The 15,594-nt window shown below is 65.7% G+C and carries 13 protein-coding genes and 1 pseudogene; 7 read left to right on the top strand and 7 right to left on the bottom strand.

The annotated features are described in order from the left end of the window. Positions 1-208 precede the first annotated feature (208 nt). On the bottom strand, positions 209-394 hold the full coding sequence (locus tag OHA25_RS15220) for a hypothetical protein (RefSeq protein WP_327588212.1): 186 nt from the start codon (positions 392-394) through the stop codon (positions 209-211). A 361-nt stretch (positions 395-755) separates the two neighbouring features. Between OHA25_RS15220 and OHA25_RS15215 the strand changes: the two genes are divergently transcribed. Together OHA25_RS15215 and OHA25_RS15210 are read left to right on the top strand one after the other, a co-directional pair. Then, entirely contained in the window at positions 756-932 is a 177-nt protein-coding gene (locus OHA25_RS15215; RefSeq protein WP_327588211.1) for a hypothetical protein, read from the top strand. Between the two features lie 232 nt (positions 933-1,164). Beyond that, positions 1,165-3,774 carry a hypothetical protein gene (locus OHA25_RS15210; RefSeq protein WP_327588210.1) on the top strand — a complete coding sequence of 870 codons (2,610 nt, stop codon included), beginning with the start codon at positions 1,165-1,167 and terminating at the stop codon, positions 3,772-3,774. Positions 3,775-3,792: 18 nt separating this feature from the next. Here OHA25_RS15210 and OHA25_RS15205 read toward each other — a convergent pair whose 3' ends face one another. After that, on the bottom strand, positions 3,793-4,419 hold the full coding sequence (locus OHA25_RS15205) for a response regulator transcription factor (protein ID WP_327588209.1): 627 nt from the start codon (positions 4,417-4,419) through the stop codon (positions 3,793-3,795). 256 nt (positions 4,420-4,675) lie between these two features. Between OHA25_RS15205 and OHA25_RS15200 the strand changes: the two genes are divergently transcribed. Further along, entirely contained in the window at positions 4,676-4,963 is a 288-nt protein-coding gene (locus tag OHA25_RS15200) for a hypothetical protein (protein ID WP_327588208.1), read from the top strand. 872 nt (positions 4,964-5,835) lie between these two features. On the opposite strand, the gene OHA25_RS15195 is transcribed toward OHA25_RS15200, so the two are convergent. After that, complete coding sequence (locus tag OHA25_RS15195; RefSeq protein WP_327588207.1) at positions 5,836-6,606, bottom strand: hypothetical protein; 771 nt, start codon at positions 6,604-6,606, stop codon at positions 5,836-5,838. A 1,157-nt stretch (positions 6,607-7,763) separates the two neighbouring features. Between OHA25_RS15195 and OHA25_RS15190 the strand changes: the two genes are divergently transcribed. Both OHA25_RS15190 and OHA25_RS15185 read left to right on the top strand, forming a co-directional pair. Further along, positions 7,764-8,135, top strand: a complete 372-nt coding sequence (locus OHA25_RS15190; protein WP_327586164.1) for a transposase — start codon at positions 7,764-7,766, stop codon at positions 8,133-8,135. Positions 8,136-8,140: 5 nt separating this feature from the next. After that, the gene (locus OHA25_RS15185; RefSeq protein ID WP_327581748.1) at positions 8,141-9,043 is read left to right on the top strand and encodes an IS3 family transposase; all 903 of its coding nucleotides are present in this window, start codon (positions 8,141-8,143) and stop codon (positions 9,041-9,043) included. Between the two features lie 218 nt (positions 9,044-9,261). Here OHA25_RS15185 and OHA25_RS15180 read toward each other — a convergent pair whose 3' ends face one another. Both OHA25_RS15180 and OHA25_RS15175 read right to left on the bottom strand, forming a co-directional pair. Continuing rightward, entirely contained in the window at positions 9,262-9,870 is a 609-nt protein-coding gene (locus OHA25_RS15180) for an alpha/beta hydrolase family protein (protein WP_327588206.1), read from the bottom strand. A 275-nt stretch (positions 9,871-10,145) separates the two neighbouring features. Further along, positions 10,146-11,117 (bottom strand): HNH endonuclease, encoded by a 972-nt coding sequence (locus tag OHA25_RS15175; protein WP_327588205.1) that lies wholly within the window; start codon positions 11,115-11,117, stop codon positions 10,146-10,148. A gap of 605 nt (positions 11,118-11,722) precedes the next feature. Here OHA25_RS15175 and OHA25_RS15170 point away from each other — a divergent pair. Beyond that, positions 11,723-12,589: an alpha/beta fold hydrolase gene (locus OHA25_RS15170; protein WP_327588204.1), complete on the top strand. Its 867-nt coding sequence runs from the start codon at positions 11,723-11,725 to the stop codon at positions 12,587-12,589. A gap of 50 nt (positions 12,590-12,639) precedes the next feature. Here OHA25_RS15170 and OHA25_RS15165 read toward each other — a convergent pair. Both OHA25_RS15165 and OHA25_RS15160 read right to left on the bottom strand, forming a co-directional pair. Further along, positions 12,640-14,134, bottom strand: a pseudogene (locus tag OHA25_RS15165) (ISKra4 family transposase). Positions 14,135-14,262: 128 nt separating this feature from the next. After that, positions 14,263-14,787 carry a hypothetical protein gene (locus tag OHA25_RS15160; protein WP_327588203.1) on the bottom strand — a complete coding sequence of 175 codons (525 nt, stop codon included), beginning with the start codon at positions 14,785-14,787 and terminating at the stop codon, positions 14,263-14,265. A gap of 122 nt (positions 14,788-14,909) precedes the next feature. Here OHA25_RS15160 and OHA25_RS15155 point away from each other — a divergent pair, with 122 nt between their 5' ends. Beyond that, a complete protein-coding gene (locus OHA25_RS15155; RefSeq protein ID WP_327588202.1) occupies positions 14,910-15,572 on the top strand; it encodes a class I SAM-dependent methyltransferase in 663 nt (220 codons plus the stop codon). Positions 15,573-15,594: the final 22 nt, after the last annotated feature.

Here is a 15,594-nt window from a genome sequence, read left to right as displayed (position 1 = left end):
TGTTGATCATGCGCACGAGACTGGGTGCGCTCGGGCGTTACCGCACCCGCGAGGCCAAGCGGATGCGGCATCGCTCGTCCTAGACTAGCCCGCTCATTTCTCCAGGACGGTGTCTCCTCACGACCGAGTACGCGGAGTCCCCGGTCAACCAGGTGTTCACGAGTCTCAGTCGGAGCACGCGGGTCACATCGACGTCGATCTTATCTGCTTAGTCGAAGGAGAGATCCTTTCGGAGGAGCCGGTTGCCGTCGCCGTAGACCTCGAAACGCGCTTTGGAATTGGCCGGCGCGTCGTCTCGCACGCCGACCGTGGCCTTCTCCTCGTCCGTAAGTGACCCGTCGGAATGCAACTGCGCCAGCTGCCGGAACTGGCGCACTATCTCCATGTCATCCATGTGGAAATCCGCCGGCTTCATAGGCTCGGACGACAGGGAACGAGCGCTGATGCTGACATGAGATGGCTTTGCGGATGACGACTGCCAAAAATAGCCCAAGGAACTTTAGATACTGTCCCCCTCTTGCCTTCGACGCCAAATGACTATTGAACTAAGCTTCCAGCTAATCCGCCGTTTGGTTCGAGAGGAAGACTTGCCGGTGTGACTGTGACCAAGATATTGCACCCTTTTGAGGCTGAATAGGCGCAATATTTCGGATCAACCAGAATGGTTGCCCACGGTTGGAGGGAAGCCACCAGGACGGAGGCGGCAACGCGATGTGGGGCTGCGCCTCGGGGTCCGAGCCGGTCGGCGACGCTGAGTGCGATGCCTCGCCACGGCGGGTGCGCCGGAGGCGGCGGCGAAGCAGCTCGGCACTGGCTTCGCCGGGCGTCCGGCGGCCCAGCCAGCGGTCGATGTCGCCCTTGGCGAGCTCAGCAGGCACGCCTTCGAGCAGCCCTTCGAGGAGGCCGAGCGTGTGTCGGCCCAGGCCAGGTAGGGGATGCGCGCGCACGGTGGCATGAACCTGGCTTTTTCGTCCGTGAGCCTGGCGCAATGATGACGTGGTGGGGAGCAGGCGGAAATTATGGTGGCTGGGTGGCATCACGCTTATGGTGGCAGTGATCGCCTGGGGCAATGCCCTGAACTGGTGGAACGTCCTAGTCGACTCAAAGGATCCGAACCATAAGTACGTGGGAATCCTCAATCAGATCGCTGGCATCCTTAGCCTTTTGACCAGTGTCTTCATCGGGCTATACCAAATCCGGCTCGCCAAGAAGACGATCGTCCAGACCCCAGGGGCGGAAGAACAGCCGCAGCGCGAGCGGCCTCACGAGGCCGTCTCCCCGCCCGCGACCACTCCGCGCCGGAACCCGGGCATCATCGACCGCACCAAGGAGCTTTCCGTTCTGCGGCAGCGACTGACCGGCGGCGCGTCGGGCATCGTCATCGTCACCGGTCCCCCAGGGATCGGGAAGACGGAGCTTGTGGAAGAGGCGCTGTGGGAGCTGGAGAACGCGCTTCCCGGTCCGTCCGGCCGGTCCCGGCCACGGGTCGTCCGCCGCGAGGTCGCCCCGGACCTGGATCCGGGCGCGGGCATCGACGTCGGCAGACTGATCGCCGACATCGAGAACCTGTCCGAGGACGACGTGGCGTTACGGGAGGCGATCGGCCTCCATAATCCTCCCATCGACCAGCTAGCGGCCGCCCTGGACAGCCACCGGGACACCCCCGTGGTGATCGCCGTCAGGCACGTGGAGAACCTGCTCGACCCCGTCACGCGACAGTTGCGGGACCCCGAGTTGGACGAGGCGTTCGAGATCCTCGCGAAAGACACCCAGCACCAGGTCACCCTGATCCTGATGACGCGGCACCCGCCGAAGGCCCTCGGGCGGGGCACCTGGCCAGAGCGCCAGGACCAGATCACCGTCGAGGGGCTCGAGCCCGGAGACTTCTTCAAGTACCTTCAGCGGGTGGCCGGCGACGACAGGCCCGTGATCAAGGCGGTGGCCAGGCTGCACGGCCAGCTGCGGGGCAACCCCCGCCGCGGCGAACTCGCCTGCGCCGCCTTCCGCTCCGCCCGAGAGACACCCGCCAGGCTAGCTGCCGAACTCAGACGCCTCGAGAGCGAGGATGACATACTGGGCTTCCTCATCCAGCACGTCATCGCCGGCCTCAATCCCCTGGAGCGCCGCGCGCTCGAGGCCCTCGACGCCTACGGGACCTCCGTCCGCCTCGACGCGGTGTGCGCCCTCGTCGTCGCGGAGCACCACGAACCGCATCCGGCCGACGAGGTGCGGGACGCGCTGACAAGGCTGGTGGAAAGGCGCGTAGCCGTGGAGACGGCCCACGGCGAATACCGCCTGTCCCTGTCGGAGGCCGAACGGAAGTGGGCCGGCCTGCCGGACGAGGACGGGCCCGTGGACAGCAAGTGGTACCACCTGCTGCGCCGTGCCGGTTACGAGCTCCACGACCGGCGAGTCACCTCGCCACACACCCTCGCGGACCTGCGCCTCCATCTCGCCGAGCTCAGGGCGCTGATGCGGACGGGCGATCTGTGGGATCGCGCCCACCGCCGGATCCAGGACGAACTCGACCCGGAGCTGCGCAAGCGGAACCGCGCCCCCCTCCTGCTCGAAGCGCGCGAGAAGCTGCGCGGAAGGCTCCGCAGCGAGATGAGCGAGATGACCAACCACAACGCGCTCGGTGTCCTGTACATGTCCATGGGCGACTTCGCCAAGGCCAACCACGCGTACGGCAAGGCACTCGAATACGCAAACGCCCTGCGGGACCTGCCCATCCGGGCGGAGATCCGCGCCAATTGGGCCAGGGCGTACTGGCAGTGCTACGAGGTCGAGACCGCGTACGACTACTACAAGCTGGCCCGCGACGACCACGACAAGCTGCTCAAGAGCGACCCGGAGGCCTACCGCCGCCTGCTGCCGCTGCGGATGAACATCTTCGGAGGGCTGGCGGACTGCCATCGGCACTGGGGCGAGTACACCGAGGCGATCCGATGTGCCAGGAAGGCTCGTGCCGTACCGGAGTCGGAGGGATACCCCGACAAGCCGGAGATGCGGGACTTCACCGCGCGCAGGAGCGTCGACATCGGCATGAAGCTGGCCCGATGGCATGCCGAGCTCGGCCAATGGGGGGCCGCCGACCAAATGGACGAGATCGTCCGGGGGGAGCTGGACGGGCGCGGCCAGGACTGGCTGCAGAGCCTCTACCACAACGGGCACGCCTACCTGCTGCTCGAGCGCGATCCCAAGGAGGCGATCCGGACGGCGCGGCGGGCGGTGGAACTCGCGCGAAGATTCACCGATCCCGCCATCCTGCTGCGGGCGCGCACCACCCTCTGCCTGGCCCATCTCAAGGACAACGACCTCGACAGGGCCGCACGGCAGATCGAGGCCGCCATGCCATACCACCACCGCGGCGCTTCGCTCCTGGCGCCGGCACTCCACGCGCTGGTCGCGGCGGCTCTCGGTGGTGACACTCGTGGCGGCCGGGCGGGCGAGCTGTTCCGGCTCCTGCTGGCCGAGGCCGAAGCCCACATCAAGCAGGACCGGCACGACGTCATGGCCTGGGACTTCAAGGGGTTCGCCGGCTGCGGCCGGTTCCTGGACGGCGAGGGCGAGCTCAGGGACGCCATCGCGGCCTTCAAGACGGCCCGCGCCACGACCCGGGACCCCCTTAGGCCCAGGGAGCCGACGCCCGGCCTGGTCGATCAGTGGATCTTCCTGCTCGAGCGGCTGGACGCCTGCGCCCGGCCACCGGGGCTGCTGCGGCCGGTCATCGACGTTCTCGCCGCGGCGCAGGTGCGTACCAGCGGATCGTGAGCACGGCGGCGGGCGGTCTCAGCGGCGGGTGCCCCTGAGCCCCTGCTCCGCGTCCTCGAGCAGGTCAGTCACGGCTGCGAGCCAGCCCCGTTCCTGCGCGCGCACGATCGCCTGGATGCGCGTGGAGACGCCCATCTCCCGGTAGAGCGCCTGGAGCAGCCGGAACATCGCGCGCTCGGAGTAGCCGGCCCGGTCAGCCAGTTCGGCCACCGTCATGCCTTCGGCGAGTTGTCTCAGCCACGAGAGCTGTTGCGGGCTGAGCGTCTGCGGGCCGACATCGGCTCGGTGCGCCCCGGTGGCGAGCGCGGTGAGCACACCCGCCGGCAGGACCGCCTGCCCATCGAACGTAGCCTCCACCGTGCGCCGCAGCACGGCCGCCGTCACCTCGCGCGGCAGTACGGAGCGGGCGCCGGCCCTCACCGCCCGCGTCCCGAGCACGATGGACTCCTCCGCGATCAGCGCGATCACGCCGTGCCCGCCGCCCGCGTCGTGTAGCCGCCCGAGCAGTTCCCAGTCCTGCTCGCGTACGAGGGTCAGCAACACCACGCCACGCTGCTCCTGGCGCACCCACGCCAGCACGTCGGCCGGGGACTCGACCACATGGCCCGCCGTGGACAGGACGGCTGCGACCCCCTGGCGATACATGGGCAGAGGGTCGACAACCACGACATGGACGGCCACCGGTGGCAGGATGTCCCTTCTCCACGACTACAGCGGCAACCAGCGGGCAGCCGATGCAAACGGGCTCCAGCCTAGATATCGAGATCGTCAGGTGCCCAGGATCGCAGGGCGGATCGGGCAGGTTCCCGCGGTCTGCCGTCAGGTTCCCGCCAGGGAACGTTCATGGACCTGCGGTGCGGACTCTTCCTAGCGTCAAAGCCAACCACGCCAGGAGGTTTTCATGGACAGGGGTGACTCCTCACCGTTCTACATGATCTTCACCGACGACCCGAACACCTTTACGCCGTTGCATCCGACCGAGACATGCGGTCGAATCCTGGAGCGCGAGCGGGTGGCCATCCTGGAAATCGCGGACAAGTTCTCGACTTCGGTACAAATCAGAGACGAGCTCATGCGGTCCGAACCCGAAATGGTCCGCCAGCTCGGGGGTGAGCTGCTCCTACGCCTGATCGAGGTAGTGACCGGCCGCAGCGGCGAGGGCAACACAGACAGGGTTCCCGTCCCATAGATTGGCGCAATGATCATCTGACTTCTCACGGCACGGCGCTCGGCCTGACCGCGTTATCCGGCACGGCAATTGCGGACCCATCACCGGCGTGCCTGGACGGACAGTCAACGACATGTACAAGCGGGGCAAAAACGCCGAAACGTCCTGCTCTCTCGCGAAGGGCACGGGCCGTGGCCGCCACTGAGAAGTACGTATGGCAACCGGCCGGCTTCCTAGGCAAGGCATGGGGCGCGGATAAGGTAAAGCCGCTTCTCACTCTTGAGGGGGCATCCACGTCGGCTTGGCCGGCGACTGGTTAGGGCTAAAACGGAGGCCGCCCAGGCCGAGCCGACTGTAGCAACGCCAATTCCATGAAGACACCCGCATCCGTAGTGCAGGAACGCCCTGCGAGGCTCTCGCTACGGAGGTCGCTCCGACCAGGCCATACAGCAGTCAAGTGATGGGTGACGAGAGGCTATTGCGGAGGACGCGATGGACGTCGAACGACAGCCGTATATCGCCTATTAGTGGGCATACTGGACTCTGTACGGCTCGAGCTCTCCGAAGCGGGTGCCGCAGGTTCAAACCCTGCCGGGGGCACTCTTCTCCACCGGCATTTCGGCCTCTGACCTGTGGTTTCTTGGCCGTAGGTCTTTTGCTTGGTGGACCTTGGTAGGCCGCTGAGGGCCCTCATATGCAGCCAGAAGACCATAATCAGGGGACATATAGGGGATGATCTTAGAGGCGCTTCCCCAAGCCAGGCACTAATTCGGGGTCACCGGGTTTTCAGCACACGCCATGATCGCCAAGGCTTCGAGACCAGCATCGTCCAACCGGCGTCCGGCAGCTCGACGCTCGGGCGGTGGGTCCGCCGCCCAGATGCCGTGGGTGGCTCAACACATACCGATAGGTTCGAAAGTAGCCGGAACACGCCCCGTATAGATCTTCCCGTCTGTAGCGCCGTACGTGTTAAAGAGCCACTCTCGCGCGATAAGGACTGGATCGGCACCGGGAAGCCAATCCTGTCCGCCCTTGCGGACTGTAGCCGTCCACGAGGTCGGCGTCACAATTAGGAAGCTTGCCTGATTGCATGGAGGCACGAAGATCTCAACGTTCTGCCGGTCCTTTCGTTTGCCGACTAGGGACAACACCAGGACACTGACACCGGCCGAGTTGGCGTTGCGTATGACGATCTTCATGCCAGCAGGATCACCGTATGAAAGCACCGAGACACGAGCAGCGAAGGCCGCATGCTCCCGCCTTTCACTCTCGTGACTTTGCTGGGCCTGCCTCTGGATCTCTTCAAGACGCAGCCTTGCACTCTCCTGACTTTGCTCCGCCTGCCTCTGGATCTCTTCAAGACGCTTCCTTTCCTCTCGCTCGACCTGGTCTCGCCAGATCCATACGGTCGTGATGAGCGTACATATGGCGACCACAGTGCCCACAACTTGACCGACGCCACCGAGTATGCTGCCGAGAGCGGCCCGTTCGTTGTGGTCCGGCTTGCCGTGACGTCCCCTTGACCCTCGCACCAAAGCTGAAACGATCTTGATGATCACAGCCAGGCCAAGAAGATCCAACACCGCAAGCAACCATGTGGGGATATGGCCCAGACCGAACGGTATGGCCAGCGAGCCATCCAAGATCGAGCCGATGTCGGGCACGCACGTCCTCCGGAGAGTCGCATGGTTTACAAGAAGGAACGAAATGTGAACGGAGCTGTATGTCGAACAGTTCCCCAACAAGTTCCCTGAACTCCGCAGAAAGTATGGCACACCAGGCACATGCAGACATTCGCCCCAAAGCTCCACCTGAAAGTGGCAGATACACACAGGTTGAAGTCGTAGGTCGCGCCGGGGCAGGGGCAGACACCACTCGACGGGGACTCAACTCGAGCGCGTAGGTGGGTAACTGGACGATGCGCAGCCAGGCGGCGTACTCGGCGAGCTGGCCAGCCAGGGGCCACACGCAAGTTGTCCCAGCACCACACCAGCAGCGCGTTCACGTCGAGGAACACGCGGCTGCTGACTAAACAAAGCGCCGCCCCCTCCCTCCGCTTCTGCTCCACGCGTGCCGACGGCACCCATCCGGCGACTACTACCAGAAGTACGGGTACATGGCTCGTCATACATGTACGCACGAGACCCGCTATTCGGGTCAGGCATTTCGGGAGGAATCGCGAATTAGTCGGTTAACGGGGCAATCGACTCCGGAACGCCGCGTGAGGAGACCCGATTGCGCTGGGACTCGTTCCTGAGCTCGCACGGCGCCAGCCATTTGTGCACCTTCTCGCTCACGGTCGACCGCCAGCCGCCTGGCCTCGACGTCATGGACCTATCCAGCGTCGTACCGGCGGCAAGCCTGTGGTTCGTTTAAATCCGGACAGGCACGGTCCGCAGACGTGCGCGCGGAGCTCTCGGGCGGCGATCGAGTCGGGACAGCTGACCGACGATCTTTGTACGCAAGCCGCCCCCGTCCGCAGGAGCAGCCCACATTACGAATTAAGCCTCCGCAATTTGTAAAGCCGCTTCCTGCACTCGGCCTTTGGGGTCGGCCTGCGGTTCGGGCCTGGCTGCCATCGAGTGACGTGATGATCAAACTCGGCAGTACGGGGCATACACGGGATGATCTTGATAGCTATGGGGCTGCGCGATGCATTCCTGCAGCTCACGGCGCATGAACAAGCCGCATAGCCCCCACTCTCCTAAGGAGGTGCCAGAGCGCCGCCCTGGCCAGAACAGCTTGAAGCTGCTGGCCAGTGATCAGGGACGGTCTGGGCTTCCCCTCGTAGCGTGGAGACCGAACCAAGAGAGGTTTGGTCGTGGCAGGAACCACGAGGCGTCGCTTTGATCCGGAGTTCCGGGCTGGGGCGGTGAGGATCGTCAAGGAGACCGGCAAACCCGTCGCGCACATAGCGCGGGATCTGGGTATCAACGAGTACACGCTGTACAACTGGGTGCAGATGGACCGGCACTCAACAGGGCAGGTCGGGCGCGACGGCAATGGAGGCGGCAAGCTGAAGGAGTCCGAGCAGGAGGAACTGGCGCGACTGCGGCGGGAGAAAGCCGAGCTGGTCAAGCAGCACGCCAAGGACAAGGCCGCCTGGGAGAGGGAGCGCGCCGAGTTGGAGGACGAGCGTGATGTCCTCAAACGATCCGTGGTCCTATGGGTCAAGGACTCGCTGAACCGATAACTGTGGTGGAGTTCATCGAGTCCCAAAGGGCCGAGTTTGGTGTCCCCCACACGATCTGTTTCCGTGCGCTGGGAGTATCGCCCTCGTGGTTCTACAAATGGAAGAACCGGAGGCCAACAGCTCGGGAAGAGCGGCGCGTCCATCTGGACGAGGAGATCAACCGGCACTTCGCCGCCTCCGGTGGCACCTACGGGTCGCCGCGCATCACCCAGGACCTGAGGTCCGAGGGCTGGAAGCTGTCGGAGAACACCGTGGCCAAGCGGATGGCCGAACTCGGCTTGGCCGGGCGGAGGCCGAAGAAGCCGCGCTCGCTGACCCGTCAGGGCAAGCGGCCGGCCGCGCCGGATCTGGTGCGGCGGAAGTTCACCGCGGTCGCTGCGGACGTGCTGTGGGTCGGCGACGTCACGATGATCCGCACCGATGAGGGGCCGCTGTACTTGGCCTCGGTTGAGGACCTGTTCTCCCGCCGGCTGCTCGGCTACGCCATGTCCGAGCACCATGACGCGGCGCTGACGGTCGCCTCACTGCAGATGGCCGTGGTCACGCGCGGTGGTGACGTGGACGGGGTGATCTTCCACTCGGATCGTGGATCGGAGTACACCGCTGCCCGCTACCAGGCCGAATGCCGGAAGCACAGAGTGGTGCAGTCCATGGGCCGGGTCGGGTGCGCGCTCGACAACGGAGCCGCCGAGTCGCTCAACAGCACGCTGAAGGTCGAGTTCGTATACCGGCACCGCTTCCGCACCCGGGCGGAGGCCCGGCTGAAGATTGCGACCTGGATCGCAGACTTCTACAACGTCAAGCGCAGGCACAGTGCCAACGACGGGCTGCCGCCTGTCACATTCGAGCATCAGATGATCGAGAAGCGGCAAGCGTCAACGGGCCTGCTGAGGGCCGCTGTGGCATAGAACCGTCTCCACGGTTTGAGGGGATTGACAGTCATTGCGCGGCACAGTCGAAGTTCGCCCCGTGGACTGGCGGGCTACCTCCCGACTTGGCTCAAGTTAGTGCGCAGTTGGCCGCTGGTCTGCTCGTCGCCCTGACAGCTTGACGCTGGGGTTTGGGGGATCCCGGGAGGAGGGGTGTCTGGCTGTGACGGGTGCGAACGACTGCCTCGCCGGTCGCATCAGAGCGCGATGGTGAACTCCATGGTCGTCTGTGCGAGGTCGGTGAGGAACCGGTCACGGTCGAAGGCGTCGTCGTCGGCCGTGCCTGGCGGAGGCGTATTCATGAAGCTGAAGTGACCGGCTTTCGGCACGATGCGGAGGTCGACTTTGGCTGGTGCGCTCTTCAAGTGGATGGCCTGCTCGACGGGCGTGACGGTGTCCAGTTCACCCGCATAGACGAGCATCGGCACCGTGACCGCATCCAAGGCGTCCGGGGCGGCGAACCAGCCGGCAGCGGGCGCGTACAGGACGAGACGGCTGACGCGTGGCTCTCGTGGCACATCCAGCGGCTTGCCGTCCCTCCCCCAGGGTGTCGCACCGGCGAGGCAGAGGGCAGCCCAACCGCCGATCGAGTGGCCGACCACCACAACCGCTGCGTCCGGAGAAGCCCATCGGTGGAGCGCCTCGACCAGCCCGACCGGACGCGTGAGCAGCTCAGCCGTGGTCGCCTCCCGCGCGACAAGGCGCTCGAAGTAGGGCGCGATAACCTGGCAATCATGGGCTGCTAGATGATCCAGGAAGGGCCGATAACGCTCCGGATCGCCGCCTGCTCCGGCGGCGAAGAGCACAACTCGCTCATGGCTCGTGGGACCCAGCGTAAGCACTTGCATCTCGATCCTTTCATCACGACACCGTTCCTCCAGGGATGACTCAGGCCACACCGGGCTACCCTATGGCCCCGGATTAGTGCGCAACAATCTCACCACAAGCAGCAGAACCCGCTGGTCACCGGCCTGAGTGCCGCCGAAGCCCATGATCGTGAGCCAAGTCAGGTCCTAAGGAGGTGCCAGAGCGCCGCCCTGGCCAGAACAGCTTGGAGCTGCTGGCCAGTGATCAGGGACGGTCATTGCGCGGCACAGTCGAAGTTCGCCCCGTGGACTGGCGGGCTACCTGGCGGTGGTAGGCGACGTGCACGATTTTGATCGTGTGCTGCGGAGCGAGGCGGAGACTGCCTCTGGTCGGCGACTTCGTCGTAAACAAGCAGATCGTCCGTGAGGGTGAGGCCACCCCGGTCGAAGAGGACGTGATCGTTCGGGCAAAGACACAGGATGTTGCCGGGCTCGTCGGGGCCGTTGTGCGGCTTGCCGACAGGGCGGATGTGGGCGCCCTCGGCGTACGACCCGTTCGGGAGCCGAAGCTGTAGACCGCAGATTTGGCAGTGGTGTCCGTGTAAGTCCTTGATCTGCTGCGCAAGGGCGGAATCGCGGATCACTCGCATTGTGGTGGACGGTCGGCGCTGCGGGATCGGGGTGCTCTCGTTCAAGGGCACCTCAGCGTCCGGAACGGTCGACAGCCCCACTGTGGTGAGCAGCGCGTCGTGGTTGACGCCCTGGAAGTACTTCGTCAGGAGGAGGAGCACGATCTGGGCGCGTACGTCCGGCTGCTTGGTCACGATAGTGTGGATCCATGGTCGCAAGCCGCCCATCGGTGCGTGGTCGCGCATCCATCGCTGGCCAGAGCTCGTGCTGGCCGGTGGGACGTCGGACTCGTCCAGTTCCCAAAGACCGTCGTGGAACAGCCTGAGCACAGGGAATTCGGGGTTCGGCCGGTCGTCGGCATGGCCGAACTTTTCGATGAGCGAGGAGATCTCAGCACTGGTCCGCGCCCAGGTCTCCAGGGGCGGCTCGGTCTGTGCGGCTCGGCCTAACGCCCATAACAGCGTCAGCGGTTGATGCCGGCGGGGTTGGTCGGTCAGCTTGGACCTGTCGGTGCGAAGCGAATCGATCTTCAGGAGCAAGGTCTCGATCGTGTGCTCGCCGAGTGCCAGGCCGGGGGCGGAGACGTCGAATCCCAGGCGGATGAGCTGGCGTGCCACGGTCTCCCTACCGCCGGAGAATTCCTCAGGCAGGAGCGGTCGCCCGGTGACTCCGCGGTGGGCGACTCCCGCGATGGCCTTCGAGTCGTAGCGACGACCCTCATGAACGAGGAAGTATCCGCGTGCCGGACCGTACCCGTACGTCTCCAGGAACGCATCCCGGCCCATCCGGTCGTACTCCGCCATGGCGGCGAGGATCATTTCACGACGAAGATCGGAGAGTCCCACAGCGCAAGCTTATAGTCCGATTTATCGCGACACGGGCTTGCTCAAGCCCCTGGTCGCCATGGCGATCGCATGCCGAAAAGCCTGCAGTCCCGGTATCAGGTTCAGGGTTCGGTGAGCCCAAGGCCGCGCCCAGGTGGACCAGCCCACGCCAGCTGACTGACTGCTGCCGACGGGGCTATCGTCCTTGGGTGTAGCTCTTCCGCAGGGACCTGCTGAGCTGGGCCCGTCCTAAAAGCGTTCTCTCGCCGCGTCCAAGAGACGATCACCATCCGGGCTAATTGAGACGGCTTGCGTGCTGGTCCACGGCCGCAACTCAGCCCGGCGAGTGTCCGTTGAGGGATGCGTCTATCGGGCCCGACCGCATTACGCTCACGTCCATGACTGCGGCCATGATCGAGTTGGATGACGGTGCACAGCTACGTACTTGGACCGCGGGCTCGGTGACTCCGCAGAGATTTCCCGTGGTTATGGTGCACGGCGGTCCAGGAGTCCCCGACTATCTTGCCCCGGTTGCCGGCATCATCGACGACCTGTGCCTGGTCCACCGCTACGACCAGCGCGGCACCGGCGGGTCGTCCTGGGAGGGAGAGCACACGATCGTCCGCCACGTTCACGACTTGGCGTTGTTGCTCGATGCGTGGGGACACGACCGGGTTGTTCTGGTGGGGCATTCGTTCGGAACCAATATGGCCAGCTACTTCTTGCTGGCCCATCCCGAGCGCGTGGCCGGACTGATTCAGATCGCCGGGCCCTTCGTGGATCCATGGCGGGAAGCCGACCGAGCAGCACAGCGAGCACGACGCACTGACGAGCAGCAGGCCAGGCTCGATGAACTCGATGCGATCGAATCGCGCACAGACGCCGAGGAGATCGAGTACCTCACGCTGTCGTGGCTTACCGACCACGCCGACCGAGCTCGGGCATGGGATTGGGCGCTGGCATCAGCCCGCACGCTGCGGCCCATCAACTACGCGATGAACACCCAGCTCAACGCAGCGAAGAAGGCCGACCCGCTCGAATCACACGTGGACGAACTTCGCGAGCACCTGCCGCCCGGCGCAATGATCATCGGCGGAGCCGGCGATAGCCGCCCCGCTGATGCCCTGCGACGTCTCGGAACACGCCTCAACTGCGAGGTCATCATCGTCCCGAACGCGGGACACCATCCATGGCTGGAAGCACCAGACCAGTTCGGTGCGGCGCTCCGCGCTGCAGTGGAGAGGCAGACCCCAAGGGCCAGCTGACGGGTCAACGATCCGCCATGGGTGCAGCCCTTCCGCAGTGACTGGTCAAATCAGGCTGTGAGGGTGTATCCGTCCTGGTGACGGCTGCGGCGAACGCGCTGGTTCTCGCGGCCGACGTGGAAAGCCCAGTACTGATCGAGATCGCTGTTGGCGATCACGGCGCGAAGCTTCAAGATGGCCTCGGCTCCGGCCAGTCCCCACCTGGCTCCGGTGATCTCCAGGCGGTCGCCGACCAGATAGCGGGCGGTCCCCTCCACGACACCGGTGGCGATCGGCCAGCCCTGCTCCAACGCCTGGTCATAGCGGAGGAAGTCGCGGTGGCTGGTCAGGTAGCGAACAGCGGCCTTGAGGCCGTCGCGCCCGGTCGGCGGGCAGGCAGGCGGCCTGAGCCTTCAGATCGGCGATCACGTCGTTGATGCGGCCGGCCAGCAGCCCGAGCGCCCAGCCGGCGACGCGTTGCTCGGCGGCCGGATCATCGGCGGCGTGCAGGCAGCGGGCCCCACGCCAGAGGTATTCCAGCACGTGGATCAGATCGCAGACGATATGGATCGGCACGCGGCGGCGCTCGGCCTCGGATTGCAGCAGCTGGATCTGGTGGTGGTCGCCGTCGGCCAGCACTACCCAGGTGCGCGCGTGGATGCTGTCGCGGGCCTCGGCCTGGTCGAACATCACCGCGATCACCTGCTCGGCCGAGTCGATGACCGATCCGTAGATCCACTTGCCGGTGGCGGCCGGCCCGTTGCGCACCGGCCGGTCGCCGCTGCGTTCGCCGAGGCTGACCACGTCGTGGGGGCGGCGGGGCGCGGGCACCGCGTCGTAGACCACCACCAGGGTGGCCATGCGTTTTCGGTAGGGCTTCTCTCCGGAAGCCAGGCGGGTGTGGAACCGTCCGCGGTGGCGGGCGGCGGCCTTGCGGGTGGCCGGGCGCAGCGCTTGGGGCCGCATCACCACGCCCTTGCCGTCGGTGCTGAGCACCAGCAACTCCCCGGCGGTGCGTGGCAGCGGGACGCGGGCGCCGTAGAAGGCGTCGACATCGGCCGCGGCGGCGACCACCGCCTCCTCGATCTGCCGTTTGCCGATCACGTTCCCGCACCGGTCGATGATCGCGGCGCGGGCGGCGTCGAAGGAGCCGCGCACCGCCTCGATGACCGCCAGCCGCGCCAGCCCGTGGCTGTGCCGGCCCGCGGGTAACGCCAGCAGGTCATCGGCCGGATACCGGTTGCGCCGGCCCGGGGCACGCAACGCGCAGCGGCGCACCGTCACCGTGCCCACCACCGTGGCCAGCAGCCGGTGGTGCCCCTTCTCCAGCCGCCCCGGCGGATGCTCGGCCGCCAGGTGGGCCTCCTCCCGGGCCGCGCGCAGATCCAGATGATCCTGCAGCAGCTGGCGGACCACCTGGCGTCCCCGCCCCTCGCACAGCGCTTCCAACTCGGCATGGGACAGCTCGCCCGTGACCGGATCGGCCAGCTCGGCGACGAACAGCTCGAACAACGTTCTCGAGCTTGCAAAGCAGTCAGCTCCGACCGTGGTGTCGTACGGTGTCATCGGCTCTTCCTTGCCGGTCGATTCGATTGGGTCGCACCTTCGAACCTCCGGCAAGCAAGAGCCACCGCCAACCACCACCACGGTGACGAGCCGCTGCCCGTTGCCCCCTTGCACTACCAGCCGGTGTGCTATCGGGCGATCTGCTGGTGGACCTGCTCGGTCAGGGCGAACATCCCGGGCTCGTCCTGGGTCAGCCAACCCCGCTCCACCAGCCGCTTCAGCTTGCCCCGCAGGCTCTCCACCGCCGCGGCCGACTCACTCCGCCCCAACGCTGATGAGATCTTCCCCGCCCGCATCGCCCGCCCGGCATCGGCCAGCACCTCCAGCACATCCCGATACGCCCGGGGCAACACAGAAGGCCCCAGGTCCTGACTCCAGGGCGGCACCGTCACCACGCCCCGCCGCACCACCTCGACCTCCTGTGGCGTATCGGCGACATCGGCATCCTCACCCTCCAGGACCGAGTCCGCGACCAGTCGGCCCGCCTCGCCCAGGATCTCCTCCACCACCTCCTGCGCGATCCTCAACCGCGACAGCCGGTCCTCCTCGGCCTCCAGCCGTGCCCGCACCTCGGCGAGTTGCTCACCAAGCTCCTCGATCCGCTGCCGGGACTCCGCCTGCCGCCGCGCCAGCTCCTCCAGCAACGAAGCCATCGCCACCACCGCCTCACACGCCTGCACCCACGGTAGAAGCCGGTTTCACGATCAAACAACCAGCCCGCAAAACCCCAGCTCAGCAGGCCCCTGCGGAAGAGCTACACCCATCGTCCTTGGCCATGACTGAGTCGACCTACCTGCATGCCACCCAAGTGGCCTACGACACCGTCGCTGCCGACTATGCCGAGCTCCTCCGCGACGAGCTGGTGAGCAAGCCGCTCGATCGCGCCATGCTGGCCGCGTTCGCCGAAGTCGTGCAGGCATCCGGTGCCAAGGAAGTCGCGGACCTCGGCTGCGGCCCCGGCCGCATCACTGCCCATCTGCAGTCTCTCGGGGTGAACGCTTTCGGCATCGACCTGTCGCCGGAGATGGTCGCAGTCGCCCGCCGAGACCATCCGGATCTGCGGTTCGAAGAGGGATCGATGACCGCCTTGAACCTGGCGGACGAGGCTGTTGGTGGTGCCGTCGCCTGGTACTCGACCGTCCACACCCCGCCAGAGGTATTGCCAACGGTATTCACCGAGATTCATCGGGTGCTGGCCCCGGGCGGTCATCTGCTGATTGCGTTCAAGGTCGGTGATGAGCGTCGCCACGCGAGCCAAGGCTATGGCCACAAGCTGTCGCTCGATATCTACTGGATGCCCCCTGAGCACATCGCCGAACTCCTGAGCAATGCCGGCCTTGTCCTGGATGCTCAGCTGATCCGCGAGCCTGACGAGAGCGAGAAGCCCCGGTCGGGCCGGCAAGCCTTCTTCCTGGCCCACAAGCCCTACGAGTCCTAGCCCACCGCGACCTGGCGGCGGT

This window comes from Nonomuraea sp. NBC_00507, from assembly GCF_036013525.1.
Classification (GTDB): domain Bacteria; phylum Actinomycetota; class Actinomycetes; order Streptosporangiales; family Streptosporangiaceae; genus Nonomuraea.
Note: the sequence above shows the minus strand (reverse complement) of the source record. Positions and strands in the feature narration are given on the sequence as shown.

Excerpts from the sequence above, each read along its gene's own strand:
- OHA25_RS15220 (WP_327588212.1), bottom strand. The coding sequence starts at position 394 with ATGGATGACATGGAGATAGTGCGCCAGTTCCGGCAGCTGGCGCAGTTG.
- OHA25_RS15205 (WP_327588209.1), bottom strand. The coding sequence starts at position 4,419 with ATGTATCGCCAGGGGGTCGCAGCCGTCCTGTCCACGGCGGGCCATGTG.
- OHA25_RS15200 (WP_327588208.1), top strand. The coding sequence starts at position 4,676 with ATGGACAGGGGTGACTCCTCACCGTTCTACATGATCTTCACCGACGAC.
- OHA25_RS15170 (WP_327588204.1), top strand. The coding sequence starts at position 11,723 with ATGACTGCGGCCATGATCGAGTTGGATGACGGTGCACAGCTACGTACT.
- OHA25_RS15160 (WP_327588203.1), bottom strand. The coding sequence starts at position 14,787 with ATGGCTTCGTTGCTGGAGGAGCTGGCGCGGCGGCAGGCGGAGTCCCGG.
- OHA25_RS15155 (WP_327588202.1), top strand. The coding sequence starts at position 14,910 with ATGACTGAGTCGACCTACCTGCATGCCACCCAAGTGGCCTACGACACC.